General features: G+C 41.0%; 32 protein-coding genes. 27 read left to right on the plus strand and 5 right to left on the minus strand.

The genetic code is table 11. The annotated features are described in order from the left end of the window. Positions 1-256 precede the first annotated feature (256 nt). Both AC3EBE_RS24020 and AC3EBE_RS24025 read left to right on the plus strand, forming a co-directional pair. On the plus strand, positions 257-2,005 hold the full coding sequence (locus AC3EBE_RS24020) for an ABC transporter transmembrane domain-containing protein (RefSeq protein WP_488597549.1): 1,749 nt from the start codon (positions 257-259) through the stop codon (positions 2,003-2,005). A gap of 4 nt (positions 2,006-2,009) precedes the next feature. Further along, positions 2,010-3,803, plus strand: a complete 1,794-nt coding sequence (locus tag AC3EBE_RS24025) for an ABC transporter ATP-binding protein (RefSeq protein WP_488597550.1) — start codon at positions 2,010-2,012, stop codon at positions 3,801-3,803. 54 nt (positions 3,804-3,857) lie between these two features. On the opposite strand, the gene AC3EBE_RS24030 is transcribed toward AC3EBE_RS24025, so the two are convergent. After that, positions 3,858-4,028: a Spo0E family sporulation regulatory protein-aspartic acid phosphatase gene (locus tag AC3EBE_RS24030; RefSeq protein WP_488597551.1), complete on the minus strand. Its 171-nt coding sequence runs from the start codon at positions 4,026-4,028 to the stop codon at positions 3,858-3,860. Positions 4,029-4,329: 301 nt separating this feature from the next. Between AC3EBE_RS24030 and AC3EBE_RS24035 the strand changes: the two genes are divergently transcribed. From AC3EBE_RS24035 to AC3EBE_RS24050, 4 genes are all read left to right on the plus strand, one after another. Continuing rightward, positions 4,330-5,037 (plus strand): cytochrome c biogenesis CcdA family protein, encoded by a 708-nt coding sequence (locus AC3EBE_RS24035; RefSeq protein WP_488597552.1) that lies wholly within the window; start codon positions 4,330-4,332, stop codon positions 5,035-5,037. 191 nt (positions 5,038-5,228) lie between these two features. Beyond that, on the plus strand, positions 5,229-5,588 hold the full coding sequence (locus tag AC3EBE_RS24040) for a response regulator (protein ID WP_488597553.1): 360 nt from the start codon (positions 5,229-5,231) through the stop codon (positions 5,586-5,588). A gap of 83 nt (positions 5,589-5,671) precedes the next feature. Next, positions 5,672-6,163, plus strand: coding sequence for a CcdC family protein (locus tag AC3EBE_RS24045; RefSeq protein ID WP_488597554.1), 492 nt, complete (start codon positions 5,672-5,674; stop codon positions 6,161-6,163). A 301-nt stretch (positions 6,164-6,464) separates the two neighbouring features. Beyond that, entirely contained in the window at positions 6,465-7,016 is a 552-nt protein-coding gene (locus AC3EBE_RS24050) for an HAD-IIIA family hydrolase (RefSeq protein WP_488597555.1), read from the plus strand. A 142-nt stretch (positions 7,017-7,158) separates the two neighbouring features. On the opposite strand, the gene AC3EBE_RS24055 is transcribed toward AC3EBE_RS24050, so the two are convergent. Then, on the minus strand, positions 7,159-8,457 hold the full coding sequence (locus AC3EBE_RS24055) for a uracil/xanthine transporter (RefSeq protein WP_488597556.1): 1,299 nt from the start codon (positions 8,455-8,457) through the stop codon (positions 7,159-7,161). Between the two features lie 279 nt (positions 8,458-8,736). Here AC3EBE_RS24055 and AC3EBE_RS24060 point away from each other — a divergent pair, with 279 nt between their 5' ends. The 18 genes from AC3EBE_RS24060 (at position 8,737) to AC3EBE_RS24145 (ending at position 20,984) form a co-directional block, all read left to right on the plus strand. Further along, positions 8,737-9,363 carry a class I SAM-dependent methyltransferase gene (locus AC3EBE_RS24060; RefSeq protein WP_488597557.1) on the plus strand — a complete coding sequence of 209 codons (627 nt, stop codon included), beginning with the start codon at positions 8,737-8,739 and terminating at the stop codon, positions 9,361-9,363. A gap of 29 nt (positions 9,364-9,392) precedes the next feature. Next, positions 9,393-9,896 carry an HXXEE domain-containing protein gene (locus AC3EBE_RS24065; RefSeq protein ID WP_488597558.1) on the plus strand — a complete coding sequence of 168 codons (504 nt, stop codon included), beginning with the start codon at positions 9,393-9,395 and terminating at the stop codon, positions 9,894-9,896. Positions 9,897-9,916: 20 nt separating this feature from the next. Further along, positions 9,917-10,783 carry a GNAT family N-acetyltransferase gene (locus AC3EBE_RS24070; RefSeq protein ID WP_488597559.1) on the plus strand — a complete coding sequence of 289 codons (867 nt, stop codon included), beginning with the start codon at positions 9,917-9,919 and terminating at the stop codon, positions 10,781-10,783. 15 nt (positions 10,784-10,798) lie between these two features. Beyond that, on the plus strand, positions 10,799-11,413 hold the full coding sequence (locus tag AC3EBE_RS24075; RefSeq protein WP_488597560.1) for an FMN-binding negative transcriptional regulator: 615 nt from the start codon (positions 10,799-10,801) through the stop codon (positions 11,411-11,413). 50 nt (positions 11,414-11,463) lie between these two features. Next, positions 11,464-12,444: a quinone oxidoreductase family protein gene (locus tag AC3EBE_RS24080; protein WP_488597561.1), complete on the plus strand. Its 981-nt coding sequence runs from the start codon at positions 11,464-11,466 to the stop codon at positions 12,442-12,444. 2 nt (positions 12,445-12,446) lie between these two features. Continuing rightward, positions 12,447-13,463 (plus strand): phosphotransferase enzyme family protein, encoded by a 1,017-nt coding sequence (locus AC3EBE_RS24085; protein ID WP_488597562.1) that lies wholly within the window; start codon positions 12,447-12,449, stop codon positions 13,461-13,463. 155 nt (positions 13,464-13,618) lie between these two features. Beyond that, positions 13,619-14,095, plus strand: coding sequence for an NUDIX hydrolase (locus AC3EBE_RS24090; protein WP_488597563.1), 477 nt, complete (start codon positions 13,619-13,621; stop codon positions 14,093-14,095). 24 nt (positions 14,096-14,119) lie between these two features. After that, entirely contained in the window at positions 14,120-14,464 is a 345-nt protein-coding gene (locus AC3EBE_RS24095) for a DUF952 domain-containing protein (RefSeq protein WP_488597564.1), read from the plus strand. A gap of 1 nt (position 14,465) precedes the next feature. Then, a complete protein-coding gene (locus tag AC3EBE_RS24100; protein ID WP_488597565.1) occupies positions 14,466-15,035 on the plus strand; it encodes a nucleotidyltransferase domain-containing protein in 570 nt (189 codons plus the stop codon). Positions 15,036-15,433: 398 nt separating this feature from the next. Beyond that, the gene (locus tag AC3EBE_RS24105) at positions 15,434-16,393 is read left to right on the plus strand and encodes a hypothetical protein (RefSeq protein ID WP_488597566.1); all 960 of its coding nucleotides are present in this window, start codon (positions 15,434-15,436) and stop codon (positions 16,391-16,393) included. Then, positions 16,380-16,736, plus strand: a complete 357-nt coding sequence (locus AC3EBE_RS24110; RefSeq protein WP_488597567.1) for a cupin — start codon at positions 16,380-16,382, stop codon at positions 16,734-16,736. Before AC3EBE_RS24105 ends, AC3EBE_RS24110 begins: the two co-directional genes overlap by 14 nt. Positions 16,737-16,755: 19 nt before the next feature. Further along, the gene (locus AC3EBE_RS24115; RefSeq protein WP_488597568.1) at positions 16,756-17,286 is read left to right on the plus strand and encodes a GrpB family protein; all 531 of its coding nucleotides are present in this window, start codon (positions 16,756-16,758) and stop codon (positions 17,284-17,286) included. A gap of 32 nt (positions 17,287-17,318) precedes the next feature. Then, on the plus strand, positions 17,319-17,780 hold the full coding sequence (locus AC3EBE_RS24120; protein WP_488597569.1) for a DinB family protein: 462 nt from the start codon (positions 17,319-17,321) through the stop codon (positions 17,778-17,780). Positions 17,781-17,806: 26 nt separating this feature from the next. Further along, a complete protein-coding gene (locus AC3EBE_RS24125) occupies positions 17,807-18,412 on the plus strand; it encodes an NUDIX hydrolase (protein WP_488597570.1) in 606 nt (201 codons plus the stop codon). Between the two features lie 55 nt (positions 18,413-18,467). Then, positions 18,468-19,028: a GNAT family N-acetyltransferase gene (locus AC3EBE_RS24130; protein WP_488597571.1), complete on the plus strand. Its 561-nt coding sequence runs from the start codon at positions 18,468-18,470 to the stop codon at positions 19,026-19,028. A gap of 263 nt (positions 19,029-19,291) precedes the next feature. Continuing rightward, the gene (locus tag AC3EBE_RS24135; protein WP_488597572.1) at positions 19,292-19,900 is read left to right on the plus strand and encodes a DUF2268 domain-containing putative Zn-dependent protease; all 609 of its coding nucleotides are present in this window, start codon (positions 19,292-19,294) and stop codon (positions 19,898-19,900) included. After that, positions 19,900-20,682, plus strand: a complete 783-nt coding sequence (locus AC3EBE_RS24140) for a class I SAM-dependent methyltransferase (protein WP_488597573.1) — start codon at positions 19,900-19,902, stop codon at positions 20,680-20,682. Before AC3EBE_RS24135 ends, AC3EBE_RS24140 begins: the two co-directional genes overlap by 1 nt. Next, positions 20,679-20,984 carry a hypothetical protein gene (locus tag AC3EBE_RS24145; RefSeq protein WP_488597574.1) on the plus strand — a complete coding sequence of 102 codons (306 nt, stop codon included), beginning with the start codon at positions 20,679-20,681 and terminating at the stop codon, positions 20,982-20,984. Before AC3EBE_RS24140 ends, AC3EBE_RS24145 begins: the two co-directional genes overlap by 4 nt. Positions 20,985-21,008: 24 nt before the next feature. Here AC3EBE_RS24145 and AC3EBE_RS24150 read toward each other — a convergent pair whose 3' ends face one another. Together AC3EBE_RS24150 and AC3EBE_RS24155 are read right to left on the minus strand one after the other, a co-directional pair. Then, positions 21,009-21,596, minus strand: a complete 588-nt coding sequence (locus AC3EBE_RS24150; RefSeq protein WP_488597580.1) for a histidine phosphatase family protein — start codon at positions 21,594-21,596, stop codon at positions 21,009-21,011. A gap of 14 nt (positions 21,597-21,610) precedes the next feature. Continuing rightward, positions 21,611-22,003, minus strand: coding sequence for an NUDIX domain-containing protein (locus AC3EBE_RS24155; protein ID WP_488597575.1), 393 nt, complete (start codon positions 22,001-22,003; stop codon positions 21,611-21,613). Positions 22,004-22,127: 124 nt separating this feature from the next. Between AC3EBE_RS24155 and AC3EBE_RS24160 the strand changes: the two genes are divergently transcribed. The 3 genes from AC3EBE_RS24160 to AC3EBE_RS24170 all read left to right on the plus strand — a co-directional run bounded on the left by AC3EBE_RS24160 (position 22,128) and on the right by AC3EBE_RS24170 (position 24,613). Further along, positions 22,128-23,300, plus strand: a complete 1,173-nt coding sequence (locus AC3EBE_RS24160; protein ID WP_488597576.1) for an FAD-dependent monooxygenase — start codon at positions 22,128-22,130, stop codon at positions 23,298-23,300. Positions 23,301-23,376: 76 nt separating this feature from the next. Further along, on the plus strand, positions 23,377-23,982 hold the full coding sequence (locus AC3EBE_RS24165; protein WP_488597577.1) for an NUDIX hydrolase: 606 nt from the start codon (positions 23,377-23,379) through the stop codon (positions 23,980-23,982). A gap of 244 nt (positions 23,983-24,226) precedes the next feature. After that, positions 24,227-24,613: a VOC family protein gene (locus tag AC3EBE_RS24170; protein WP_488597578.1), complete on the plus strand. Its 387-nt coding sequence runs from the start codon at positions 24,227-24,229 to the stop codon at positions 24,611-24,613. A gap of 116 nt (positions 24,614-24,729) precedes the next feature. Here AC3EBE_RS24170 and AC3EBE_RS24175 read toward each other — a convergent pair whose 3' ends face one another. Then, a complete protein-coding gene (locus tag AC3EBE_RS24175) occupies positions 24,730-25,185 on the minus strand; it encodes a hypothetical protein (RefSeq protein WP_488597579.1) in 456 nt (151 codons plus the stop codon). Positions 25,186-25,521: the final 336 nt, after the last annotated feature.

Here is a 25,521-nt window from a genome sequence, read left to right on the forward strand (position 1 = left end):
AATGGCCCGAAAAGAAAGGGGCCATTTTACCTCGCAGAAGCGAAGCGACGAGGAGGCTCACCGCACGCCCCAAGAAAAATTTGCTCTTGAAAAAGCCGGCAATTGGGCTTTTTCATAATTTTTCAGAGGAAAGCGAAGCGCCTGGAACGAAAATCAACAGCCTAATTTAACAGAGCCTAAAAATAAAAAATCTTCCCCATTTTACAAATATTTGATAAACTATTTAAGCATTTCAGGGGGTTGGGGGGATATACATATGAGCGTATTTAGAGATTTGCTATGGTACTTCAAGGCTGAGAAAAAAGCATATCTTACGGGTATTGTTCTGTTATTGTTTGTGGCGTTTCTGCAGCTGGTGCCGCCAAAGGTCATCGGTCTGGTTGTGGATGAGATTACCAGTGGAACCTTGACAGGAGGCTCGCTTGGCAAATGGGTATTGATACTGGCTGTTTCAGGTCTGGCAATGTATTCATTGCGTTACTATTGGCGCATTATGATATTCGGTTCGGCGGTTAAATTATCACGTTTGCTAAGGAACCGGCTGTATGCACATTTTACGAGCATGTCGCAGTCATTTTACCAGAAACGGAGAACAGGAGACCTGATGGCTCATGCGACCAATGACCTGTCAGCGATCCAGCAGACTGCAGGTTCAGGTGTGCTTACATTCGTCGACTCACTTGCGACTGGAGGGTTTGTAATCATCGCGATGGCAGCGACCATCAGCTGGAAGCTAACACTGATCGCATTGATTCCCATGCCGATTATGGCCATCCTGACAAGCTGGTATGGAACCATGCTGCACAAAAGATTTCATAAAGCGCAGGAAGCATTTTCAGATTTGAATGACAAAACTCAGGAAAGCATCACTGGAATCAAAGTTATCAAAACCTTTGGCCAGGAAAAAGAAGACATCGAGGACTTCCGTAAGCAATCCGAAGATGTGGTGGAGAAGAATATCGCAGTTGCAAAGGTAGATTCACTTTTTGATCCTACAATCTCAATTATAGTTGGCATCAGTTTCTTTTTATCAATCGCTTTTGGGTCAAGATTTGTATTGAACGGCGAATTGACTATTGGCCAGCTTGTATCTTTCACTTCTTATTTGGGGCTGCTGATTTGGCCGATGCTTGCTTTCGGGTGGTTTTTCAACATTGTAGAAAGAGGCCGGGCTTCATATGACCGTGTCTCGGCGTTGCTTGATGAAAAAATCGACATCGAGGATAAAGAAGATGCCCTTGATATCGTACCATGCGGAAATATAGATTATAAAATTCATTCCTTTACCTATCCAAATGATTCTGATCCTATGGTCAAGAATGTGGACTTTGGGCTTGTAAAGGGGCAGACGCTAGGAATTGTAGGGAAAACGGGTTCAGGAAAGACGACATTATTGAAGCTCCTGATTCGTGAGTTCGACATGACTGATGGAAGTATCAGCATTGGTGGCCGGAATATTAAAGATTATAAGATGCAGAGACTGAGGGAGGCCATCGGATATGTCCCCCAGGATCATTTCCTGTTCTCGGCGACTGTCCATGAGAATATTTCTTTTGCCAATCCGGCCGCTGATAATGGATTAATCCACGAGGCGGCAACTATAGCCAACATCCATGAGGATATCCTGGATTTTACCGATGGTTATCGCACGGTCGTAGGCGAACGCGGTGTCTCATTATCCGGCGGACAGAAACAAAGGATCTCGATTGCGCGCGCTTTAGTGATGGATCCTGAAATCCTGATCCTTGATGATTCCTTATCAGCTGTTGATGCTAAAACAGAAGAGCAAATCTTGACTGCTTTGAAGGAAAACAGGAAGGATAAGACAACGATTATTACAGCCCACCGCTTAAGTGCCATCCATCATGCCGATTTGATTATCGTCCTGGATGAAGGGACAATTTCTGAGCGAGGCACTCATGATCAGCTGATGGAGCAAGACGGCTGGTATAAGGATATGTATTTAAGGCAGCAGCTGGAAGAGCTTGTTGAGCAAGGAGGGTGATTAAATGGAAAAAACACCAGTTTTAAATGGAAAAGAGCAGCGTTCAGTGCTGTTCAGGCTGCTTGCTTACGCTAAGCCGCATCTTAAAATGATTTTCGCAGCTTTCGGCTTTTTGCTGCTGGCAACAGTCGGTGATGTATTGGGGCCGATCCTCGTTAAAATATTCATAGATGATTACTTAAGAGAAGGGTACCTGCCGTTCAAACCATTGTTCTTACTCGGTGCTGCCTACCTGGGCATCCAAATCCTGAACGTACTTGTTTCGTACTTCCAGCTGCTGAAGTTTCAGGAGATTGCCTTGAAAATCATCCAGCAGATGAGGATTGACGTTTTTACAAAGGTCCAGCAATTGGGTTTGAAGTACTTTGATAAAACGCCAGCAGGCTCACTCGTATCGAGAGTGACAAATGATACAGAAGCTATCAAGGATATGTTTGTCAGCGTTATCGCCACTTTTATCCAAAGCGGATTTTTATTGGCAGGAATATTCGTTGCCATGTTCATCCTGAATGTAAAGCTTGCTTTGTTCACAATGCTGATTCTTCCATTGATTGTCTTCATCATGAGCCTGTACCGGAAGCTTAGCTCCAAATTTTATCAGGACATGAGGGAACGGCTTAGCCAGCTCAACGCTAAACTAAGTGAATCGCTTCAGGGGATGGCGATCATTCAAATGTTCCGCCAGGAAAAAAGATTGAAGAAAGAGTTCGGGGAAATCAATGAAAAGCACTTTGAAGCAGGAATGAAGAACATCAAAGCGGACGGATTGCTCTTGCGGCCCGCAGTAGATTTGGTCTATATTTTTGCGCTGATCATTGTCCTCAGTTTTTTTGGAATTACTTCATTTAACAGTCCAATCGAAATTGGGGTGCTTTATGCCTTCATCAATTATCTTGACCGCTTCTTTGAACCAGTTAATAACATGATGATGCGCTTATCTATGTACCAGCAGGCGATCGTCGCAGCTTCAAGGGTTTTTAAACTTCTGGATGAAGAAGAGCTTGCACCAGCACAGAATGGCTCAGAAGTGAAAAAGATTGATGAGGGGAAAATTGAGTTCAAGAATGTCAGTTTCTCTTATGATGGGAAGCGGGATGTTCTTAAAAATATCAGCTTTACCGTCAAACCTGGTGAGACATTGGCTTTTGTCGGGCATACCGGCAGCGGCAAAAGCTCGATCATCAATCTGCTGATGAGATTCTATGGATTCAACCGCGGAGAAATCCTGATTGACGGCTCCTCCATTAAGAATTATCCAGTGAAAGAGCTGCGTGAGAAAATGGGATTAGTGCTTCAGGACCCTTTCCTGTTCTTTGGTACGGTGGGAGATAATATAAGGCTGCACAATCATGGGCTTACTGAGAAGGATATTAAAAAAGCAGCCCAATTTGTCCAGGCCGATTCATTCATTGATAAACTGGAGGATGGGTATGCCCATAAGGTGACAGAGCGCGGCTCTACTTTTTCCAGCGGTCAGAGACAGTTGATCGCTTTTGCAAGGACGATTGCATCAAATCCGAAAATCCTTGTGCTCGATGAAGCTACTGCCAATATCGATACAGAAACTGAAGAAGCAATTCAGACGGCATTGGCTAAAATGCGCGAAGGCAGGACGACTATAGCGATTGCCCACAGGCTCTCAACAATTCAGGATGCCGATCAGATCATTGTCCTTCACCATGGCGAGATTGTAGAACGGGGAACCCATCAGGAGCTGCTGGCCCTGCAGGGACTCTATCATAAGATGTACCTCCTGCAGAATGGTTCAGTGGAAAGACTTGAAGATGTTGTCGGTTAGAAAGCGAAATAAAAAAATAAAACAGCTACAACGCCGATGCGTTTTAGCTGTTTTTTAATGGGCAGGAACTTTTTTTATATACGCGCGATTATATTCATTGAGGAGTTCATCAAGCTCCTGGCTGTGAGAGATGGCTATATTTGAACTGAGGCCATTCTTTGAAGCGATTTGAATTAATTCTTCGCGTTTCTTCTCGATAAGGGTAATCAGTTGCTCTTTAGACAAAGTGAAAATCCTTTCCTGTTTTATCTCTTGGCAGTCTATTAAACTACATTTATGTAAAAAGGTTATAAATATAGAAATTATTTCAAGTGCTATATAAGTATATAGCATCCGCTGCCAAATTTCAAAAGAAACATTTGTAAATAATTTTACTGATAAAATAAAACACCAAATTACTTTACCCTGATTTTTTAATGTTAAACATGATTTCAATAGAATTTATAAAATGTTCACAGCTTTTCATTATAATAGGGTTGATTTTTTGTTAGAATGGGTACAAATCGACTAAAATGGAGTTGGATTCATGACGGACGTAAATATCTTCATTGCCTTGGGAGCGGGATTCCTGAGCTTTATATCACCCTGCTGCCTGCCATTATACCCGGCTTTCTTATCTTATATAACCGGGATGTCGGTAGGCGAATTGAAGAGTGAAAATGCTATGCTGCAAAAACGCAGTTTATTGCATACATTATTTTTCCTGCTTGGCTTTTCTATCATATTTATAGCGATAGGATTTGGCACATCGTTTATAGGCCAATTTTTTATTCAGTACCAGGATTTGATCCGTCAGCTTGGCGCGATTTTCATCATCGCTTTTGGCTTGATGGTCATTGGCTTTTTCAAACCTGAATTCTTGATGAAAGATCGAAAATTCGAATTTAAAAATCGTCCATCCGGCTTTGTTGGATCTGCATTGATCGGCATGGCATTTGCAGCTGGCTGGACTCCATGTACCGGCCCGATTTTGGCTTCTGTCATTCTCCTCGCGGGTTCGAATCCTGAATCAGGAATGCTCTATATGATTGCATACACACTCGGCTTTGCTATTCCGTTTTTTATTCTTTCTTTTTTCATTGGAAGGATGCAGTGGATTCGCAAGCATAATGTGAAAATAGTCAAAATCGGCGGATATATTATGATCTTAGTTGGTGTCATGCTGTTCTTTGACTGGATGACAAAGCTTATTTCCATTCTGTCTATGCTGTTTGGCGATTTCACAGGTTTTTGAAAACATTATATGTTTCGAAGCTCACTGGAGATATATGACCATAATTGAGATATTTTTCATAAGGTAAATTTACCATTTATGTAATTTTTTCAGTTTAATAACATTGAAAATCATCATTAAATATAGTTATATTGTAGTAGGGGCAAAAATCTGTCTGGATATTTGCAGTGATTGTCGGGGAGGATACAGCGATGGCCAGGATCTTGATAGTTGACGACGCAAAGTTTATGAGAATCACTTTGACTAATATATTGAAGAAAGCAAATCACGAAATCGTAGGGGAAGCAGAAAACGGACGTGAAGCAGTACGGCTATATCGCGAGTTGAAACCTGATTTAGTGACAATGGATATCACCATGCCTGAAATGAGCGGGCTGGATGCAGTGAAGGAAATTAAACGGGATTATAAAGACGCCAAAATCATTATGTGTTCTGCAATGGGACAGCAAAAGATGGTAGTGGATGCAATCGAGGCTGGCGCGAAGGATTTTATCGTAAAGCCATTTGATGAATCGCAGGTCGTAGATTCAGTTTCCAGATTGTTGAGATAAAAAACAGCCATTTAAGTCTATCTTAAATGGCTTATTTTCTTTATAATTGATAGTGGAAATCTAAAATAAGGGATGAAAACTGGATGAATTATGTTTTGGCATCTACTGTTGGAGCGGTTGGCATGGCCATTTTCGTAACATTCATGAGAATGAAGGCAGCCAAAAAGCCAGCTTCAGCTAAGAAAATCATTTTACCGCCAATCTTCATGAGCACTGGTGCGCTCATGTTCATTTTCCCGATGTTCCGGGTACATTATTTACAAATCCTTGAGGCTTTGACAGTCGGAATGCTGTTTTCGATCCTTTTAATCAAGACCTCCAAGTTTGAAATCCGCGACAACGATATATACTTGAAGCGATCAAAAGCCTTTGTATTTATTCTGATAGGACTGTTGATTGTCCGGGTAATCGCCAAGCTAGTGTTAAGCAGCACAATCGATGTAGGCGAGCTTAGCGGTATGTTCTGGATCCTCGCTTTCGGAATGATCGTTCCTTGGCGGATAGCAATGTATCTGCAATTCAAAAAACTGCAAAATGAACTTAATGCCGGCCCTGTTAATACTAATATGCCGTGATCGCTGCCCCCTTGCCTTTTTGGTAAGGGGTTTTGATTATGCATTCTTAAATAGGAAGCATGGGGACGTATCTTCTGCTTCTGTTAAAAAACAGAACATTTAATTAGGTTCTTTTCTCAAACTTTGTTGCTGACTACAAAATAGGATTGACTTATTCAAGTTTAATACCAAACATAACGCTTATTAGGAGAAAAGAGCTTGCTAACTTGGTACCGACATACAAAATGGCTTTTATCACCTTAAAATCGGCTTTTGGACGAAAACAGCCTTTGATTAAAATTATTATCTGGAGTGATGTGTTATGCCTTCTGTTATTCAAGCTGTATTTATCGATCGTGATGGAACACTTGGCGGCAGTGACCGAGTGGTTTATCCGGGTGAATTCGAACTTTTTCCCGGTGCGGCTCAGTCGCTGCAGAGATTAAGAGATAGAGGAATATTAATCTGTTCTTTTACAAATCAGCCTGGTATTTCAGCAGGAGAGGAAACTGCAGAAAGTTTTCACGAAGAGCTGAAAGCTTTCGGCTTTGATGGAGTCTATTTATGCCCCCATGCGCACGGAGCAGGCTGCGAATGCAGAAAACCTTCGTCAGGAATGCTGCTTAAAGCGGCGGATGACCTTGGTTTGGATTTGAGCAAGTGTGCAGTCATTGGGGATAGATGGACAGACCTATTGGCTGCAGAGGACGCGGGCTGCATAAAAATATTGGTGAAAACCGGCAGCGGCAAACAGGCTTATGAGAAGTATATCAATGGGGAGTACACAGACCGCTGGGCTGAAGTCAGGCCAGACTATGCAGCCGAAGATTTTAACGAAGCGGTAGAGTGGCTGATCACAAGAATTATAGATTGAGGAAAGCTGCGCTATTTTCTAGGATTATGAGATATTCGTATTAAGAATATTCCATATGTAAATCGCCTCCTTTACGCAAGAGAGGCGATTTTTAAGTGTGTTCCGAAACGGGCAGCAGGCTGGGGAAAAAGAAAAAAATCAATCACTTTCCCATCTCTCTCATTGGCTGTTTGCTTGTATTATAGATAAATTCAGTAAGTAAAGCTGCCATTATGCCCATCAGCAGTCCATTTGAAATAAGCGGCTGCACAACAGCGGGCACAGTAGCAAATGATTCTTTCGGAAGATTCATGATCGACAAACCCAGTAAAGCTGGAATGGCGATTCGGTAAACGGTTTTCGGCGTGAATTGTAATCCGTCAATATTGCGCAATGCCGACCGGAATAATTGCAGGTATGCAACGAATAATATCGTGTTCCCTACACTATGAGGGATGGTGGAAAAAAATGCGCTGAATGATGGAACAGCACCCAGCATGATGAATAAAAGCGAACCGATTAGAAAGGGCATTCGTCTCTTTATCCCAGTGGTCTGCAAAAAACCTAATGAAGATGCATAAGGTGCATAAGGGACAAGACCAAGCATTCCCGATAGCGAAGTGAAGCCTCCGGATAATATCAAAGAAGAGCGGTACTGTTTGTCTGAGGTTGGCTTTTCGAATATGTCCTCAGCGCCTTTTAAGGTAGCAATTGTATTAGTGGTATTCAATAAACCGGTAATGATGACAGTTAAAACAATTCCCCACTCAAAAGCCGGTTTTCCCCATGGAAACCAGGTAAGGAATGATGTAGTTATGATCGATTCAGTCGATTGAGGAAACAGCATAACTGACAGGCTCCATCCTGCTGCCATGCCTATCAGCAGCGCGAGATTGCTGATAACACCTTTGCCTTTTATATGAAGGACTATTGTAAAAAGGGCCAGTATAAACGAAAAACTGGCTGTCTTCATATCAATATGTATTCCATCATTAAGGCCGAGCATGCCTTTTAAGAAAATAAATATCAGCTGATTGGACAGCAGCAGTAAAAAAACAAACATGACCACTGGGGTGAACCACCTTTTCAGCAGTCTTCCAACCCCTATCATGCCCAAAAGAGATACCAGGAGACCGGAAATGATTGCCCCGGCTGCAATGCTTCCGCCAATCGAGGCTAATTCCAAATTCAGCGTGCCCGCAGTTGCCGCCAGACTCAAAATGACGCCCCACCACAGTCCTGACTGCCCCTCCATCAAAGCATATCGATGTCCAATCAACCCCTGTAAAATGCAGGCAAAGCCAGTGAAAATGAAAGACCGCTGAATTGCGGAAACAATCTCAACCTGTGATAAATCCAGGGCTGCTCCTATTGAAATTGGTATGACAACCGTGTTAGCAAACATAAAAAACATCCATTGAAAACCAGCTAAGAAAATGACAGACTGGCGAAAATAATTCAAAAAAAGTTCAGCCTCCTGATATTCATTATCCTTCTATATAATGGAAATTATAATCAAAATAAACATAATTTTAAAGGGAAATGAACGACTAGAGTCGTAATTTTACATAGACATAGTTTTGGAGAAAGATTCATCATGCTGTGGCGGTATTTAAAACAATTGCAAATTTATGAATACGAATCGTACGACTTAGCCAGCTAATGGTCTAAATTAGTCAACGGTAGCGCTAAATTTTCTTTTTAAAATAACTGGTGATTGCCTAATATTGGAGGTACATGAATGTTAAATAAACAAGGCTTTAATTTATGGGCGGATGGTTATGACACAACCGTTCAAATAAGTGAAGAAAGTGATCAATATCCTTTTGCAGGATATAAATCAATCTTGAATAGAATCTTCAATGAAGTGATGGAAAATAAGAAATCTGCTGTGCTGGATATTGGATTCGGAACCGGGGTACTGACTGCTAAATTATATGAAAATGGTCACCTTATCGATGGGTTGGATTTTTCACCGCGAATGATTGAGTTGGCACAATCCAAAATGCCGAAAGCGAATTTAATTGAATGGGATATTTCCAATGGTCTGCCAGAAAAGGTATTGGACAAAAAATATGACTCTATAATAAGTACATATGCGCTGCACCATTTGCCTGATGAAGAGAAGGTCAGCTTTATAGTAAGTCTCCTGCCATTATTGAAAGACAGCGGGAAAATATATATTGGGGATATCGCATTTCAATCACGGGATCATTTAGAAAAATGCCGCGAAGACAGTAGCGGCTATTGGGATGAGGATGAGTTTTATTTCGTATATGAGGAATTTGAAGCAAGCATGAGAGTTTTTTGTAAAATTGAATTCAGCCCAATCTCCCATTGTGGCGGGGTTTTGATTTTATCTAAGTGAAGTTGATGGTGAAATTAGGGGGGGAAAGCTTGAATCATTTTAAAAAGCTCATCTTACTTTTTCCACTCCTATACCTTATCCATGACATTGAGGAAATTCTCACGATTGAACCTTTTCTTAAAGAGCACTCAAATATCATCCCTGTTACAGTCACTGCATATCAATTTGCGGCGGCCTTTGCGATTTTATGGGTAATTACAGCGATCGGATGCTTACAGGCCGTGCAGAATAAAGATTTCCTTGGCATGAAACCAGTAACGTTCTTTTCGTTCTTGGTCCCAGGCATCCTCCTTGCAAATGGCATCGGCCATGTACTTCAATTTATATTCTTTCGGGAGTATGTCCCAGGATTCATAACCACGATCCTGATAATCTTTCCTTACTCATTTTTCACTATGAGGTATTTGTTGAGGGAGAACTTAATTGATATGAAAAAGTTCTTTTTTCCTTCTTGTGCTGGGCTTTATCATACAAGGGCCGATTGCATTTGCCGCATTGTTTATTTCAAAAGTCGTCCTAAATTAGTCTATTAATCTATTTAAAGGTGAATACTATGAGCGGTTATACAAAGACTCACAACTTAAATACTTTAGATGAAAATGATATTACAGGACTGATCGCATTATCTCAATCAGTTGGCTGGGATTATGACGAACACGAAATCCGTACCGTCTTATCCTCGGGTAAAATAGTTGGCCATAAAGCTGAGACCGGTGAAATTGTCTCCAGTGCTGCCATCATACCTTTTGATAATGATTTAGCATCCTTAGGCATGGTTATTGTTCACCCAAACTATCGCGGGCTGGGCCTTGGAAAAGAAACAACTGAAAACTGTTTGAATCTTGTTCCGGGTAATACTGCCGTAATGCTGACCGCTACCCCTGACGGCAAGCCATTATATGAGAAACTAGGATTTAGAGTAGTATCTTCTGTCCACAAATTTATTTGTAAGGACTTTAAACAGGCTGGAATTTTAACAGACATGGAACTTAGGGCAGAAACATTGAATGGTCATGATATTCAAGATGTTATTGAAATTGATCGACTGGCATTTGGTGATTCACGAGAAAGGTTTCTGCAGGCACGCATAAAACAATCACATCAAGCTTCAGTGTTAAAGGATTCCACAGGAAAAATCCGTGGCTACGGGCTTTCAATCCAGGGACCAGAAAACTTGATTTTGGGCCCAATTGTAGCTCCTGAAACTAAGGGAGCTTCGATCTTAATCAATGAATTGGCCAGGAACCATCACGGGAAGCTGAGGATCGATGTACCTGATGGCAAAGATAGCTTCATTAGATATTTAACCGAGCTAGGGTTTGAGAAGGTAAGCAATCCGCCAGTTATGATGAATAATACTGATGAAATGCCGGTGCGAAACAATCATTTATTTGGGATTGCAGCGCAAATTTTTGGATAAAAGGGGGACATGGAAATGTACATTCCAAATTATTTTAAAATCCAGGATGAATCTGTTGTTTTTGACTTAATGGAACGGTTCAGCTTTGCTGCTGTTGTTTCCCAGCATAATGGCGAGCCATTTGCCACTCATCTTCCTTTATTATTGAACAGGGAAGAAAAGGTCTTACATGGCCATTTTGCCCGGGCAAATGAACAATGGAGAGATGCGGAGGGCCAGCAAGTCCTTGTAATGTTCCAGGGTCCGCACAGTTACATCTCCCCCTCCTGGTACGAAACGACAAAAGCAGTCCCGACATGGAATTATGTAGCGATTCATGTTTACGGTGAATTGAATATTATGACGGATAAAAGTGAAGTTTTCAGGACCTTGAATGAGTTGGTTGAAAAATACGAGAAGCCAGATAGTCCTTATCATTTAGACGTTGTGGATGCTGACTATATTGAGGCGCTTAATAAAGGGATTGTCCCATTTAGGATTAATATCGACAAAATCGAAGCTAAAGCTAAATTAAGCCAAAATCATCCCCTTGAGCGGCAGCAAATGGTCGCCGATCAGCTGGCAAAATCAACATCCGAAAACGACCGGGAACTGGGACAATTAATGAAAAAAATGAACTCCTTGTCCTGATAAGTTTTTAATCATGTAGTTTAAACAATTAAGTCAGAAGGGAGAAAAACATGAAAGCCATCCTAGTCACTGAATTTGGAGGTACTGAATTTTTAAAATTAATGGACGTACCTGTGCCTGAAATTGGGGCGAATGAAGTGCTGATTAAAGTTATAAAAACAAGTGTAAACTTTGCGGATATTAAATCAAGGTACGGAAAAAAGGGTGCCAGGCTTCCTTTTATTCCAGGTCTTGACGCTGCCGGTTATATAGTTGATGTAGGAGCAAATGTTAAGGATTTGCATAAAGGTGAACGGGTCATTGCCTTTCCAAGAGGTGGTACATATGCGGAATTTGCGGTTGCATCAGACCAATTGGTTTTTCGAATTCCTGAAGAACTTGATTTCGCAACAGCCGCCGCCGCCCCGATCGTTTCGTTCCTGTCCCATAGACTGCTAAAGGATGTGGCCCGGATACAAACGGGAGAGTCCGTTCTAGTGCATGCTGCTGCAGGGGGTGTAGGAACAACCGCCATTCAGCTTGCCAGGCTGATGGGAGCCGGAAAGGTATTCGGTACTGTTGGCAGCCAAGATAAAATTGCAATTGCAAGGGAAAGCGGGGCAGACGAGGTACTTTGCTATCAGGAGGAAGATTTCGCAGCCAGGGTCAATGAGCTGACAAATGGAGCTGGGGTAGACATTGTACTTGATTCCATCTCTGGCACTATTACGGAAAAAAGCCTCGAATGTCTCGCACCATATGGGCGGCTGGTTCACTTCGGAAATTCAAGCGGCGAAACAGGAAGTTTTAATACAATCGATTTACATTCCAGCTGCCGGTCGGTACTCGGATTCAGCCTTGGCACAACCAGAAAGCAAAGGCCACATTTGTTGAAAGAAACAGCAGACGAAGTCATTCCTTATCTGGCCAGAAAGGAATTGGATATAAAAATTGGGCATGAATTCAAGCTTAGTGAGGCAGCTAAGGCTCATGAGCTGATGGAAAACAGGCTGAACAAAGGGAAAATTGTGCTTAGTGTCGGACAGGAGTAAAAATGTTGAACTTATTAGAAAAGGTTTTAATACAATATCCAATTGGAATGACCTCATTGAGCATTGAAAAGGAATTGACAAGCTGGAGCAATGATTTGCACTTTAAAATTGCCGCAGATGGAAAAGCCTATTCGGCCAGATTCCTGAGGGAGGATCGCTCACCCAACAATGTATTTGGAGAAATGAATGCTGATCTATTGCTTGAGCAAACAAGATTTTGCCGGTTTCTTACTGATCGGCAGATACCATTTATGAAGCTCATTCCTGATACAAATGGTAATCCGTTTACTGAAGTGGAATGGAGTTCAGAGAACTACTATTTTATTCTTTTTGAATGGCTTGACGGGGAACATATTACTAAAGGTAATGAAAAGATATCTTTTGAGTTTGCTAAAATGGCAAGGGAATTTCACGATCTTGGAGGCAGCTTCGAGAGCAATATATTTACAAAAAAATCGCATTTGAAAGGCTATGGGGAATTCATTGAACAAGTTAGAAATCATGTTCATTCAATAGAGATTTCAATGGATAATGTGAATTTATTGGAACAGTATTTAGAAATTGCCCAAGCACATATTGAGTCAGCCCAAACCGAGAATATGGATTATATTATTCAATCTGATTTAAATCCACTGAACGTTTTATGGGATAACAACGGCAATGTGGCAGGGATTGTCGATTTTGAGTCAATTGGATATGGAGATCGTGTTGAGGGTCTTGCATGGCTGGTTAAGTGGTACTCAAGAACAGACGGCATCCATACAAAAGATTTTTCTTCAGAATTGGCGAGGGAGTTTCACAGGGGCTATCGAGCACATGATTTCCTCCGGAATGAAAAAGATTACCAGAGGCTTTCTTCACTCATTTGGTTATCAGGCTGCATGAACTGGAACTTTGTTAAAGGGATCACCTCAATGAATGTAAAAGATGAAAATCTGCTTAAATCTCACCTTGACCAATACATAAAGCGAGGCCAACAATTATTATCACTAATCCCAGAAGCGCTCAATACAAAATGAGCGCTTATTTAATTTATAAAAAAGTAGGATTTTCAAACTATTAATAGAATTAATATAAGCTGCACATAAGAAGCAGAAATATACACAAAATGCATACAAACTGCATAAAGGGGTCTGACCCCCGGTGCTTTAAAGGGGTAAAGGGAGGTATACAGATGGATGCTACGTTTCAGATGGAGAAGGTTGTTTTTAATTACCGGGTTGCGGCGGTTATGGTGATGGAGGGGCATGTCTTGATACATAGGCAGGCGACGGATAATCACTGGGCTTTGCCTGGTGGACGGGTTGAGGTCATGGAGGATTCGCAGACTAGTATAATCCGTGAAGTGAAGGAAGAGCTCGGATTTGATGTGAAAGTAGACCGCCTGCTCTGGTTTACAGAGAACTTTTTTGATTATAAGGATCGGAAATTTCATGAGATAGGCTTGTATTATCACGTTACCATTGATGATGATCATTTTAGCTTCACCGCTGAGCCATTTTTTGGCGAAGAGGGAGAACGATTGGTTTATCAATGGGTGCCAGTTGACCTGCTGGAAGAAATTCTGCTTTACCCGGAGTTTGTGCGGAAATCTTTAAGAGAGCTGCCACAATCTCTACAGCATTTGATTGTTAAGCAATATCGTATTTAATGTAGTTGAAAGGGGCAGGTAAATTTGATTCTGCATTTGATCAGTGAAGAAGACTGGGAAAAGATAAAAACGGGAGAGGTATATACTCCATCGAGTTTAGATGAAGAGGGTTTTATCCATTGTGCTACAGAGGAGCAGGCGGTTTGGGTAGCCAATACTTTCTTCAAGGGTCACTCGGACCTGCTTTTGTTATTTATTGATACTGATAAGCTGCATTCCAAAATTGTGTATGAAGACACTGAGAATACGGGGATGCTGTTCCCTCATGTCTATGGTCCCTTGAACCTTGATGCTATAAATAAAGTAATGAGTTTTATGCCTGATAAAAACGGAGATTTTAAGCCGATAAATAATTCTCTAGGAGGCTAGAATGCTTTTTGAGGAATGCAAAAGGATCCAGTCACTGCTGTCAGGGTTTCAGTATCCCTGGTTCATCGCAGGGGGCTGGGCTATAGACCTCTGCGTAGGCAGGGAAACCAGGAAACATAGTGATATAGAAATAGCTATCTTTAGAGATGATCAATTGCGTCTAAAGGAATTTTTAACTGGCTGGAACTTGTGCAAGGTGGATCACCATAAAATCAGCCTCTGGGAAGGCGGATTTTTAAAGCTGCCAATCCATGAGATCCATGCTCGTGAAAGGGAATCTGGAGAAGTTTTAGAAATTCTTCTGAATGAGGCGGACAGCCGAGAATGGATCTTTAGAAGAGATACCAGAATCAAGCTGCCCAAACATGCTGTCTGGAGCTATGCTGATTCAGGCTTTCCTATCTTAAATCCAGAAATCGTCCTTCTTTATAAAAGTAAAAATACAAGAGATAAGGATACACTGGATTTTTTAAATGTAAAAGATACTTTGAATGTTAATCAGAAAACATGGCTGCGGGAAGCTATTGAATTGCAGGATTCCAAACATGAATGGCTGGAATATTTAAGTTGAACCCATTGTTGTCTGAAACCTATTTATACCACTCTGCTTTAAGGGTTTTTTAAAGAATTATTAGTTGTTTTCCTTCATAAAAAGAAAAAATCCGGTACATTTTTTAAGAAAAGTATCGGTTTTTTGCATTTGAGAAAGAATTCTTTAAAAAAATTACTGTTAAGAGCTGCTAATATTTCATTTTTCACCAGTAAGGACTATTTTTTCACCAGTAGCTTGACCTTTTTCACCAGTAGCATCGAATTCATTACTGGAAGGCGATCCTTATTAAGTTAAGGCACAAAATTAAAAGAGCAGCTTTAAATGGGCTGCTTATTTTAATTGGAATCTATGAAAGGAAATGAAACCCATTTGGCGAATTCATAGTATAACTTGGAGATTAAAGGGTGAGGTACGCTATGATAAAACTTTCGGAACATCAATATGCACTTGCAAAAGAATATATGGTTCGGCATGCACGCGGGTTGGAGCGCGTTAGATTCAAGTTCAATTTCGAAAATGGAAATAAAAATGAGGTAATGGCCGAATTGGCAAAATTTCAGAATGATGATGGAGGCTTTGGACACGGGATAGAGCCGGATTTTTGGACGCCACACTCTTCACCAATGGCTACATGGGCAGCGGGTCAAATTTTGAACGAAGTTGCAGCTGATAATGAAGAACCACTGGTAAAAGGAATGCTTTCTTATTTACTTCAAACTATTGATGCTGATACAGGAATGTGGCCTTCGGTCGTTCCTGAAATAAATGATTACCCGCACGCACCATGGTGGCATTGGAACGAGAATGCCCAAGCAAATTGGTCATTCAATCCAGGCGCAGAGCTCGCGGCTTTTCTTGTTAAGTGGTCTAAGGAAGGCAGCTTGGCAGCGGAAGCAGGCTGGAATGCGATCAGCAAAGCTGTCGATCACCTGATGGGTGTGAAAGAAATGGATCGACATCAAATTAACAACTACCAGCAGTTAGTGAAGCTTATGCAGCCATATGAATCTCTTTTTAATAAAAAAATGAAGTTTTCTTTAAAAGAAGTGTCATCCCACGTAATAAATCTTGCTGCCGAATGTATCGAAACGGACCCAAAATCGTGGAAAAACGGGTACAAACCGCTTCCATTGGATTTTATTGAAAATCCGCGGGATGAGCTATACAAAAGAACTGAACAACTAGCGAATCAAAATATTGCATATTATTTGGAGGAGCTTTCTGATGAGGGAGTCTGGGATTTATCCTGGGAATGGGGACATGACCATGAAAACTTTGAAATTGCTAGGAAGCATTGGAAAGGGATTCTATTAGTTGAGAGGTTTAAAAAGCTAAAACAATTTGGGTATCTGGAGGTGCCGAATGCAATTTTATGATTTTCGAAAAGAAACAGGAATGCATATAACAAAATATGATTCTGATTTTATCTTGTCTAAAATTTCAAAGACACAAACTCCGACCACAATCGGAATTATGCACCTTGGCAACGAAGGAATTATTGGCTACCATCAGGCCACCAAGCCTCAGCTTCTTTTAATCTTAAGCGGTGAAGGTTCTGTATGCAGCGAATCGAAGGAATACTTTGACGTTCATCCAGGGACAGCCGTGTTCTGGGAAAAAGATGAATGGCACGAGACGAAAACGGAACACGGGATGACAACGCTGGTAATCGAAAGTGATGAATTGAACCCTTCCGCATACATGGAGGTAGCAAAATAAACATTAAGGAGCTGCTGATATGAAACTTGGTCTCAAACAGGATGAGGTAAGACTAGAAGAGTTCGATCCCAGATGGCACGAGGAATTTGTTTCTGTGAAGAATGATATTTTGCAAAATGTCCAAATGGAAGGAGATCGGGTTCAGCATATAGGCAGCACAGCAATAAAAGGAATGATGGCCAAACCGATCATAGATATACTAATGGGAATTGACGACTTAAGCATGGCAGAGGAAGTTTTCTTTCAGGACTTGAAGAACGCAGGTTTTTTGAGATTAAGGATTCAGAGACCAGAAGAAATTGTTCTTGCAAGGTTTACAGATGAAACATATCAAGTAAAAACTCATTTTATTCATCTAGTTCAATATGGGGGAGAACTTTGGAATAATCTGATCTTCTTTAGAGACTTTTTAAATGCAAATGAAGCAGCAAGAAAAGAATATTTGCAGGTAAAACTGGACTATGTGAAAAACAAGTCTGCAGGGATCAATGAATATACAGATTACAAAGAAGCCTATGTGAAGAGTATTTTTGCTAAAAGAAGGTCCTAACTCCTATAGAAGACCAGTAAAGGAGAAATTTTATGAACTCTAAAGATATTCTCGTCTCTCAGTTGAAAGCATGCCATGATCAGGATACCTGGTTTGTTTCACTACACAGTGCATTACAAGGGTTAACAGAGGAGCAGGCAACATCAAAAAATAATGGTATCAGCAACACCATTCATGAAATAGTAAATCATTTGATTTACTATAATCTGAGATATTTAAATCGTCTTAAAGGTCTTCCGAATGCTAAAGGTCATGGCAATAATGATGAGACTTTTACACGAAATGACCAACGGAGCTGGCAGTCGAGCAGCGAAATGCTGGATCAAATTATGTCCGAATGGGTTGAGTCTGTCCAAGAGGCCGAGGAAAATACACTGGAGCAATGGATCTCCGACATAACTCATCTAACTATCCATACTGCCTATCATATCGGGCAAATAGTTCATATTCGAAAAGAGCAGGGGTCTTGGAATCCGAGTAATGGAGTTCATTGAGAATAGTTGAAAGGAACAGCATTATTATGAAAACCTGGAAGACGATAGATTGGGAGTATTTGTACAAGACGCCATTCGGAAATTTGCGTAAAGATAAATGTATGCTTCCGGATGGAATCATTATTGACGATTATTATGTCAATGAATACTCCGACTGGGTAAATGCGGTTGTTATAACAAAAGAAAAAGAAATTCTTTTAGTGGAGCAATATCGTTACGCTGGCGGAGACTTTTTCTTGGAAATACCTGCTGGGAAAATGGAAACTGGCGAAACTTTTGAACAAGGAATCATGAGGGAGATTCGGGAAGAAACTGGATATACTTCAGACTTGGAACCTATCAAATTGGGAGAATTCATGGTAAACCCGGCAACACAAACAAATAAAGTAATTACCTTTTTAATTCTGGATGCATACAAGGGGATGGAGCAAGATTTAGATGAAGGAGAAGAATTGAAAATACACCTTATGGACTTTGATATCGCATGCCAGCAGATTTTGAAAAATGGGATTAAAACACAACTTTTTACGGCAAATGCTGTTTTACTGGCAAAGAATTATTTTAGAGAAAGAGTTATGTCTATAAGGTGCAAAGCTGACTTGAGTGGATGTGAAATGCAAGTTACTAGATGAGTGTTTCATACATTTGTCTTGTTCAAGCAGCAATGTGTTGGATAGGAGCTTAAATATGAGTAGTGCAAAGTTATATTCAGAGACAGAACGGTTATTCATCCGCCCATTCGAAACTGAAGATTATGAGAATTGGTTCAGGCATTTTAACAATAGACTCCCATCACAGTATAAATATGATGACGGACGTCCTTCGAATATGTCATTGAAAAACAAAGAATGGTTTGCAAACTGGATACAAGGATTTGATCAGGCAGCAAAAGATGACAAGATGTTTAACCTGGGTATTTTTCGAAAAGAAGATGGCGCCAATATAGGCAAAGTTGAGCTTTTCACGATATTAAGAATGGATTATCAGTGGGCTATGATGGGCTATTCAATCCATAACCAATTTTGGAACAAGGGATATGGAAAGGAAAGTGTTCTTGCAGCATCAGAATTGTTTTTTAATCAACTATGCTTTCATCGAATTGAACTCCATATCAATGTTGATAACCATCCATCAATTAAATTAGCAAAGAGTGCATGTTTTCAATATGAATGTACCAGGGAGAAGTTTTCATTAGAAAAAAATGTATGGACAGATTTTTTGATTTACTATAAAAACCGGGAGAAGTAGGAATTCTTTTGGGAAAAAGAATCCGCATCCTATTGAAAAAAGTGAGGGGTTACTCATATGGCTGCCATTAAACATATAATGCCATCATTGCTTTACGAGAAGAAAAGCAGTATGAATTATTTTTACAGGAAGAATTAAGCCCCCTTGTCAATGATAAGACATGGGTCAAGGAATGGAGGCATATTGCAGAGAGATTTAAACTTTTCAAATTCAAGGAGTTATCCAAAGAAGAAACTACCGATTTAGAATGGGACCCAGCTGAGGTGGAAAAGCTCATTTATGAAACTGTTGAAAAAGCAAAAATCCACCTTCCATACGAGGAGATTAGGATCACTGTCTTTCCGGCATTCCCATTCCCCTGGTTCCAGAATCATTCCCGGTCATTTTGGACCAATGGTTATACGAATGGACCCAATAATATCTTAATTGCTGTTCCGCCAAATCCTGATAAAGACTTCCTGCAATATTTAGTTGCCCACGAGCTTCATCATGCTACACCTATTAATCCAATCTATGAGTTAACACTTGAAACATTCACCCTTTCTGAATGGTTCAAGATGGAGGGAGGAGCTGAATTATTCAGCTTAAGTTTGTATCCTGATAAGCGCTGGTGGAAGAGTGATTTCACGCCGGACAGAGAAGCCTTTTATTGGGAACAGGTTAAAGGCAAACTTGCAACAGCCGACGATCGGGAAAAATCGCTCCTGTGTTTTGGGAAGCCGTCCGAGGGAATTCCTTACCTTGCTGGTTATAGTTTTGCATATTACTTGTTTCGGCATTATACAGAGAGATACCCAGAAAAGAGCTTTCGTGATCTTTTACAGGTTGGATCTCACCATTTTATAGAAAATTATAAGTTAAGGAATATATAATGATAAAACAAGAATGTAATGAATACAACGACCCACAACTATATGATCTGGAAAATGATAGCTACCAGGAAGATGTAGAGTTTTTATCAGATTGGGCTGCCAAGGTGGATGGACCGATCGTCGATTTGGCTTGCGGGACTGGTAGAGCAGCCATTCACCTTGCCAAAGAAGGGCATGAGCTGGTAGGTGTTGATGTAGACAGAGGCATGCTGAATGAAGCCAAAAGGAAGGCAGCTGAGCAAAAGCTTCAAATTCAGTGGATTGAGCAGGATTGCGGGAAGCTGAACCTTGCGATTAAAAGTAAACTGATTTTCTCTGTAGGGAATTCCTTTCAGCATTTTCTATCGAACGAAGACCAGGACGGATTCCTTTCGTCAGTATACAGGCACCTTGATGATGAAGGGTTTTTTATCTTTGGAACAAGGTTCCCAAGTGCTGATGAGCTGCTTCAGCCACCAACGGAGGAATACTGGAAATCTTACATCGACAGACTGACAGGCAAAAAAGTAGATGTATTTACGATTAGCAGCTACGACCCACTGGATCAGCTGCAGCACTATACAACCATCAGGAAATATAGCGATCTCTCCGGCAAGATTGTCGATAAAAAAAGAACCTGCATCATGCTGAGATATGTTTTTCCTAAAGAGATGGAACGGCTTTTTAAAGCGAATGGTCTTTATGCTGTACATGTTTATGGTGATTGGCATATGAATCCTTTAACGGCGGAGAGCAGCCAGATGGTTTACATATGCAAAAAAAATAAGCAGGTGATTACATGATCCTCGTTTCAATGATTGTTATCATGGTAGGTCTTGTGTTTATATATATTGGCCGATCGGTAAAAAGGAAGGGATCAACTGACTTCATTGCAGGAAATAATGAATGGTTTGTACCTAAAAATGAAAGGAAGCTTGCTGAAAGAATCGGAGCTGTGATTATTTTATTTGGGGTAGAAACGGTACTTTTCCCAGTAATTTATTTACTGGCAGACGGGATTAAAGGGTCACATTTTGCGATTCTGGCTGTACTGCATATGTTAATCATATTGGTACTCATGTTAGCGGATCAATTCTCAAAATAGAAAAGGCGTTCCAATTTGAACGCCTTAATTATGTATAAAAGTTTGTACAGGTTTCCAAAGCCTCACGCAGTCAATCAACTCAAAATGTTCATTGATCGTCAGTTTATAAATATCAGGCTTTGTGGTTTGTTTCCAGAATTCATAATCATATTCTGGACTGAAAAACCCCATGGTGCATGTCATGATATTCCCGTGGATGCCAATTGCTATTTTCTTTCCTTTGTATTTTGTAATTACTTCTTTCAGGGCTGAAATTCCACGCTCCTGTACTTCGGAATTGGATTCTCCTCCTGGGAATTTGTAATCAGGATCAGCAAATACTTTCTGCATGGCTTCCGCAGGGTTCGCAAAATGGTGATCCCTGGCCGCCAAATCACGTTCCCGGAATCTCGGGTCAATTTCTATCTCCTGATGCAGATAACTCGCAATCCCCTCTACCGTTTGTCTTGCGCGTACATAAGAACTGGAGATGATATGGTCGATAGTCTCAGTCTTTAAAATTTCAGTGATCCGTTCAGCATCTTTCCATCCTTTTTCAGAAAGCTCCCTTGTCTCTTCATGCTCCAGAGAAAAGACGGAATGCGCATGGGCGTACCATATAGACTTCTGTATTCATAAGTTCTCTCCTATAATGCGATTTTCATAGTCTTAATTACCATAGAAACATGAAGATCATTTTTCATTTCGTGAAGCGAAAACCATTTTACCTCAGCAAGAGTCTGTTCATTCTCAGGAAATTCTGGGTCATACCCGAGCTTTGGCAGCAGGTCGTCCAGAATCCGGACAAGGTAACATCTTTCCTCTCCTCCGCTGTAATGCCCTGAAAAGAGAAAATCTACAACCGCTACATTTAAATTTACCTCTTCCTTGACTTCGCGAACTACTGCTTCTTCAAAGGTTTCCCCGGCTTCAAGGCCGCCGCCAGGAAGGGTCCAAAAGGTCTTGTCGGGGTAGATATGCTTGGTCATAAGAATCTGGTCATTTTTCATGATAGCGGCAAAAGCTCTTGGTCTGCTCATCTAGAAATCTCCTTTAATATTTTGTGATAATTTTACCATATTTTTACTTGCATGGTTCTAATTTCATCAATTTTAACATTCCCATGATATCATTAGGATAGGAATTTAAGAGAGGGGGATAAAGATGATCCAGTCGGCTAATCTGCCTGATACAGTGATTATTGGCGCTGGGATCGGAGGGCTATCCGCTGCCATTGCCCTGCAGCAGCTGGGAGGAAAAGTGAGGATTTTTGAAAGGGCCCCTGTGCTTAAGGAAATGGGGGCGGGCATAGTCTTGGCTGCGAATGCCATGAGAGCTTTGGAAAAATTGGGAGTTGCAGAACAAGTAAGGCAGGCAGGCGCTCCTGTGAAAAAAGCGGAAGTCAGGACCTGGGATGGCAGGCTGATCATGGAAATGCCGGTACATAAACAAGCAGAAAAGTATGGAACATACAGTTATTTGATCTTCAGGCCTGAACTGCAAAGGATTTTATTCGCCAAGCTTGCACCAGGAACTGTACTCCTTGATAAAAAATTTTCTCACTACGAGCAAACAGACTCAAACATAAATATTGTGTTCAAAGATGGTTTTTCTGTAGAAGCGGAATTTCTGATAGGTGCTGACGGTATTCATTCTCAAGTCAGGAAATGTATGAATGTAGAAACACCATTAAGATACTCTGGTTTTACAGCCATCCGAGGGATATCTCAATTCGATGATTCCCGGTTTCCGGTTGAATTGGGCGGGGGATTTGAAGCGTGGGGACGAGGGAAAAGATTTGGTTTCTCTCATCTCGGAAAAGGAAAGATCTTTTGGTTTGCAGCCATCAATACCCCTCAAGGATCCTTACTAACAGACAAGGACAGAAAAAGGACTGCTTTGAATCTATTTAAGGGATGGATGCAGCCTGTTGAGGCAGTGATTGAATCAACTATGGAGAATGATATTTTGATGCATGAAATCTTTGATCGGCAGCCAATTAATAGCTGGACTAACGGCCGGACCGTACTGCTTGGGGATGCTGCTCATCCGATGCTGCCGAATCTTGGCCAGGGCGGAGCGCAGGCGATGGAGGATGCCCTTGTTCTTGCGCACTGTCTTAAAAATAATCCAACTGATGTTCACAAAGCATGCAAGCTTTACGAGCAAATAAGAATCCCGCGTACCTCTAAAGTAGTCAGGGGATCAAGAATGATGGGCAAGATGATGCAGCTTGAAAGCCAGGCAGCAATTTATAGCAGAAATACTCTATTAAGATCTCTTCCTAAAAGTATTCAAATGAAACGGCTTGATTGGATTTTGGGACATGAGCTGTAGACTAAAAGGAAAATCCCCTTATCCATAGATGGGGAATTTCTACCTGTTAATATCACATTTGAATGGAGCTGTTAAATTGAATACTGTTAATATTAATACTTCCGGGGCTTATGTACTTTACAATGGTTTGTTTCCTTTTCAGGTTGGTCCTACTAGAAAAGGAGACAAGCTGGGTGTTGTACGTTTGGGAGGTCATCGGGAAGAAAGCGAAACAGCTGTCCAGGCAGCAATACGCGAAGTTCATGAGGAATCCAGCATGAAAATCGAATTGATCAGTGCGCCTGTGACATATTACAAAAGCGGCTGGAGTGAACCTTCATCCCCAATAAATATTGCTGATGAAATTGCTCCTGTATTGATAAAAGGGACAGATTCACACTCTTCCAACGCCATGTACCTGGCCTATTCGCAAACAGAGCCAGTTCCTTCGTCGGAAACAAAAGGATTACTTCTGCTGTCTCCAGAAGAGGTTTTTAAAATTTGTGAAGTCCCGCTCACTTTAAAAGATTATCTCGAGCAGGATGGAAGAGCGATGATAAGTGAAAATATGGATTTAGGGCTCTTTTTTGAACCGTTTCCTCAGCTGATGTTTCTCCGGGAACTGTTCATAAAAGAGCCGGAAATGATGACCGATTTTTTCGAGGGATATGGGGCAAATCAATTGTCCGGAGAAAAGCTTTAATTCATGGAAAGGAATCAAGTAAGTGGACAAGATATGAAGGAGTGAAAATGACCTAATCAATCAACATCCTCTACAGAGTTTTTTACAGAAGCTTGCCTATTGGGCGGCTTTTTTTATTTTATGTTTGATTCTGGAAGGAGTTCTCTCGCAAGTATGGAATAATGAATATCAGGTTCCAGCTATAAAGAAGTAGAATCCATCATAAAGTCTCTTAGATATATTCCAATTAAACGGAGGAAATTTTATGATCTATGAAATGACATATCAGGTCAGAGTTTCTGATTTTGCAGAAGGAATTCAATGGTACAAGGTTTTGTTCAATAAAGAACCAGATTTCACTCCTCATGATGGATTTGCGGAGTGGGAATTGATTCCTGGCTGCTGGCTGCAAGTTGCAGAAGGAAATCCATCGGCAGGCTGCGGTCCGCTTCGAATGGGCGTCATTTCAATCGAGGCTGAGAGAGAAAGGATGATGAAGGAATTAGATGTGAAATCTTTTGAAATACACTCCAGAGAAGAAGTCCCAGTTAAATGGGCAACATTTGAAGATCCGTGGGGGAATAGAATCGGTTTTTTTGAGTATATCAACCATGAAGATAAGCAGGAAAAAATAAAAGCGGTCATCAAGTAATGTCATATCCTCAAAATCGTATGGCTTTCTAATTTTATAAAAAGCAAAAATTGCTTGTCCAATTTTCTTAAATTAATCTTCACGCAAAAAGCTGAAGATTAATTTTTGGGAGTGGCCTAAGAACGTCTACCAGTGTGGTAAAGCAAATCAGATGTAGTAAAGACACCCACTGGCGGCAGTCCGCCTGTTTGGGTGGCCGGTCCGGTTAGTGGTGTATCTGTTGTTGCGATCCAGTTTCCAAATTCACCAGCCTGCAGAGAAGGTGGCTTCATCCTGAGGCGTCCACTTATTATATGATGCCTGACCTTTATTCCCGCATCATCAAAAATGTCCAATCTTCCTGAAAATGTTGCATAAGGTGTATCGAAGGTGATCTGATTTGTACTCTTATCCCACGTTCCCTGAATTGGAAGAGGTGTTCCGCGGAAATTAGCTGTTCCGGTAACAGTATTACCTGAAACCGAATTAATCGTAAAAATCCCCCTCACAACCGGCCTTCCCGCAATGCTGGAATCCAGCCCCCACCGGGAAGGGAAAGGTAAACTTACTGAAGTACTTTGAGTTGATCGCAAGGCAATCTCTCCTTCTGTTTATTTCTAGGTATAAAAATTATATGCGGCTGGCATATAATTGGGGATTATCTTTCATGTTTTCCATGAAGGTGTCATCAATGCAAGTGAATATATGTTAATAACTTTATAAAAACATACCTGAATAGTCCTTTTTAGTAGTTAACTTGATGTGTGGAAGCATTGCTTAATGAAAGGCTCTGTTAAACAAGGCTGTTGATTTTCGTTCCAGGCGCTTCGCTTTCCTCGGGGCGTGCGGTGAGCCTCCTCGTCGCTCTGCTTCTGCGGGGTAAAATGGCCCTTCTTCTCAGGCCATTTCTACCTAGGTCTCACCTGCCC

This window comes from Mesobacillus sp. (assembly GCF_057785455.1).

What these genes read in the sequence shown, in the direction of transcription:
- AC3EBE_RS24145 (WP_488597574.1), top strand. Translation starts at nt 20,679, where the DNA reads ATGATCCTCGTTTCAATGATTGTTATCATGGTAGGTCTTGTGTTTATA.
- AC3EBE_RS24085 (WP_488597562.1), top strand. Translation starts at nt 12,447, where the DNA reads ATGTTGAACTTATTAGAAAAGGTTTTAATACAATATCCAATTGGAATG.
- AC3EBE_RS24130 (WP_488597571.1), top strand. Translation starts at nt 18,468, where the DNA reads ATGAGTAGTGCAAAGTTATATTCAGAGACAGAACGGTTATTCATCCGC.
- AC3EBE_RS24170 (WP_488597578.1), top strand. Translation starts at nt 24,227, where the DNA reads ATGATCTATGAAATGACATATCAGGTCAGAGTTTCTGATTTTGCAGAA.
- AC3EBE_RS24070 (WP_488597559.1), top strand. Translation starts at nt 9,917, where the DNA reads ATGAGCGGTTATACAAAGACTCACAACTTAAATACTTTAGATGAAAAT.
- AC3EBE_RS24035 (WP_488597552.1), top strand. Translation starts at nt 4,330, where the DNA reads ATGACGGACGTAAATATCTTCATTGCCTTGGGAGCGGGATTCCTGAGC.
- AC3EBE_RS24075 (WP_488597560.1), top strand. Translation starts at nt 10,799, where the DNA reads ATGTACATTCCAAATTATTTTAAAATCCAGGATGAATCTGTTGTTTTT.
- AC3EBE_RS24080 (WP_488597561.1), top strand. Translation starts at nt 11,464, where the DNA reads ATGAAAGCCATCCTAGTCACTGAATTTGGAGGTACTGAATTTTTAAAA.
- AC3EBE_RS24040 (WP_488597553.1), top strand. Translation starts at nt 5,229, where the DNA reads ATGGCCAGGATCTTGATAGTTGACGACGCAAAGTTTATGAGAATCACT.
- AC3EBE_RS24045 (WP_488597554.1), top strand. Translation starts at nt 5,672, where the DNA reads ATGAATTATGTTTTGGCATCTACTGTTGGAGCGGTTGGCATGGCCATT.
- AC3EBE_RS24025 (WP_488597550.1), top strand. Translation starts at nt 2,010, where the DNA reads ATGGAAAAAACACCAGTTTTAAATGGAAAAGAGCAGCGTTCAGTGCTG.
- AC3EBE_RS24020 (WP_488597549.1), top strand. Translation starts at nt 257, where the DNA reads ATGAGCGTATTTAGAGATTTGCTATGGTACTTCAAGGCTGAGAAAAAA.
- AC3EBE_RS24060 (WP_488597557.1), top strand. Translation starts at nt 8,737, where the DNA reads ATGTTAAATAAACAAGGCTTTAATTTATGGGCGGATGGTTATGACACA.
- AC3EBE_RS24105 (WP_488597566.1), top strand. Translation starts at nt 15,434, where the DNA reads ATGATAAAACTTTCGGAACATCAATATGCACTTGCAAAAGAATATATG.
- AC3EBE_RS24120 (WP_488597569.1), top strand. Translation starts at nt 17,319, where the DNA reads ATGAACTCTAAAGATATTCTCGTCTCTCAGTTGAAAGCATGCCATGAT.
- AC3EBE_RS24125 (WP_488597570.1), top strand. Translation starts at nt 17,807, where the DNA reads ATGAAAACCTGGAAGACGATAGATTGGGAGTATTTGTACAAGACGCCA.
- AC3EBE_RS24160 (WP_488597576.1), top strand. Translation starts at nt 22,128, where the DNA reads ATGATCCAGTCGGCTAATCTGCCTGATACAGTGATTATTGGCGCTGGG.
- AC3EBE_RS24050 (WP_488597555.1), top strand. Translation starts at nt 6,465, where the DNA reads ATGCCTTCTGTTATTCAAGCTGTATTTATCGATCGTGATGGAACACTT.
- AC3EBE_RS24090 (WP_488597563.1), top strand. Translation starts at nt 13,619, where the DNA reads ATGGATGCTACGTTTCAGATGGAGAAGGTTGTTTTTAATTACCGGGTT.
- AC3EBE_RS24155 (WP_488597575.1), bottom strand. Translation starts at nt 22,003, where the DNA reads ATGAGCAGACCAAGAGCTTTTGCCGCTATCATGAAAAATGACCAGATT.
- AC3EBE_RS24100 (WP_488597565.1), top strand. Translation starts at nt 14,466, where the DNA reads ATGCTTTTTGAGGAATGCAAAAGGATCCAGTCACTGCTGTCAGGGTTT.
- AC3EBE_RS24140 (WP_488597573.1), top strand. Translation starts at nt 19,900, where the DNA reads ATGATAAAACAAGAATGTAATGAATACAACGACCCACAACTATATGAT.
- AC3EBE_RS24110 (WP_488597567.1), top strand. Translation starts at nt 16,380, where the DNA reads ATGCAATTTTATGATTTTCGAAAAGAAACAGGAATGCATATAACAAAA.
- AC3EBE_RS24115 (WP_488597568.1), top strand. Translation starts at nt 16,756, where the DNA reads ATGAAACTTGGTCTCAAACAGGATGAGGTAAGACTAGAAGAGTTCGAT.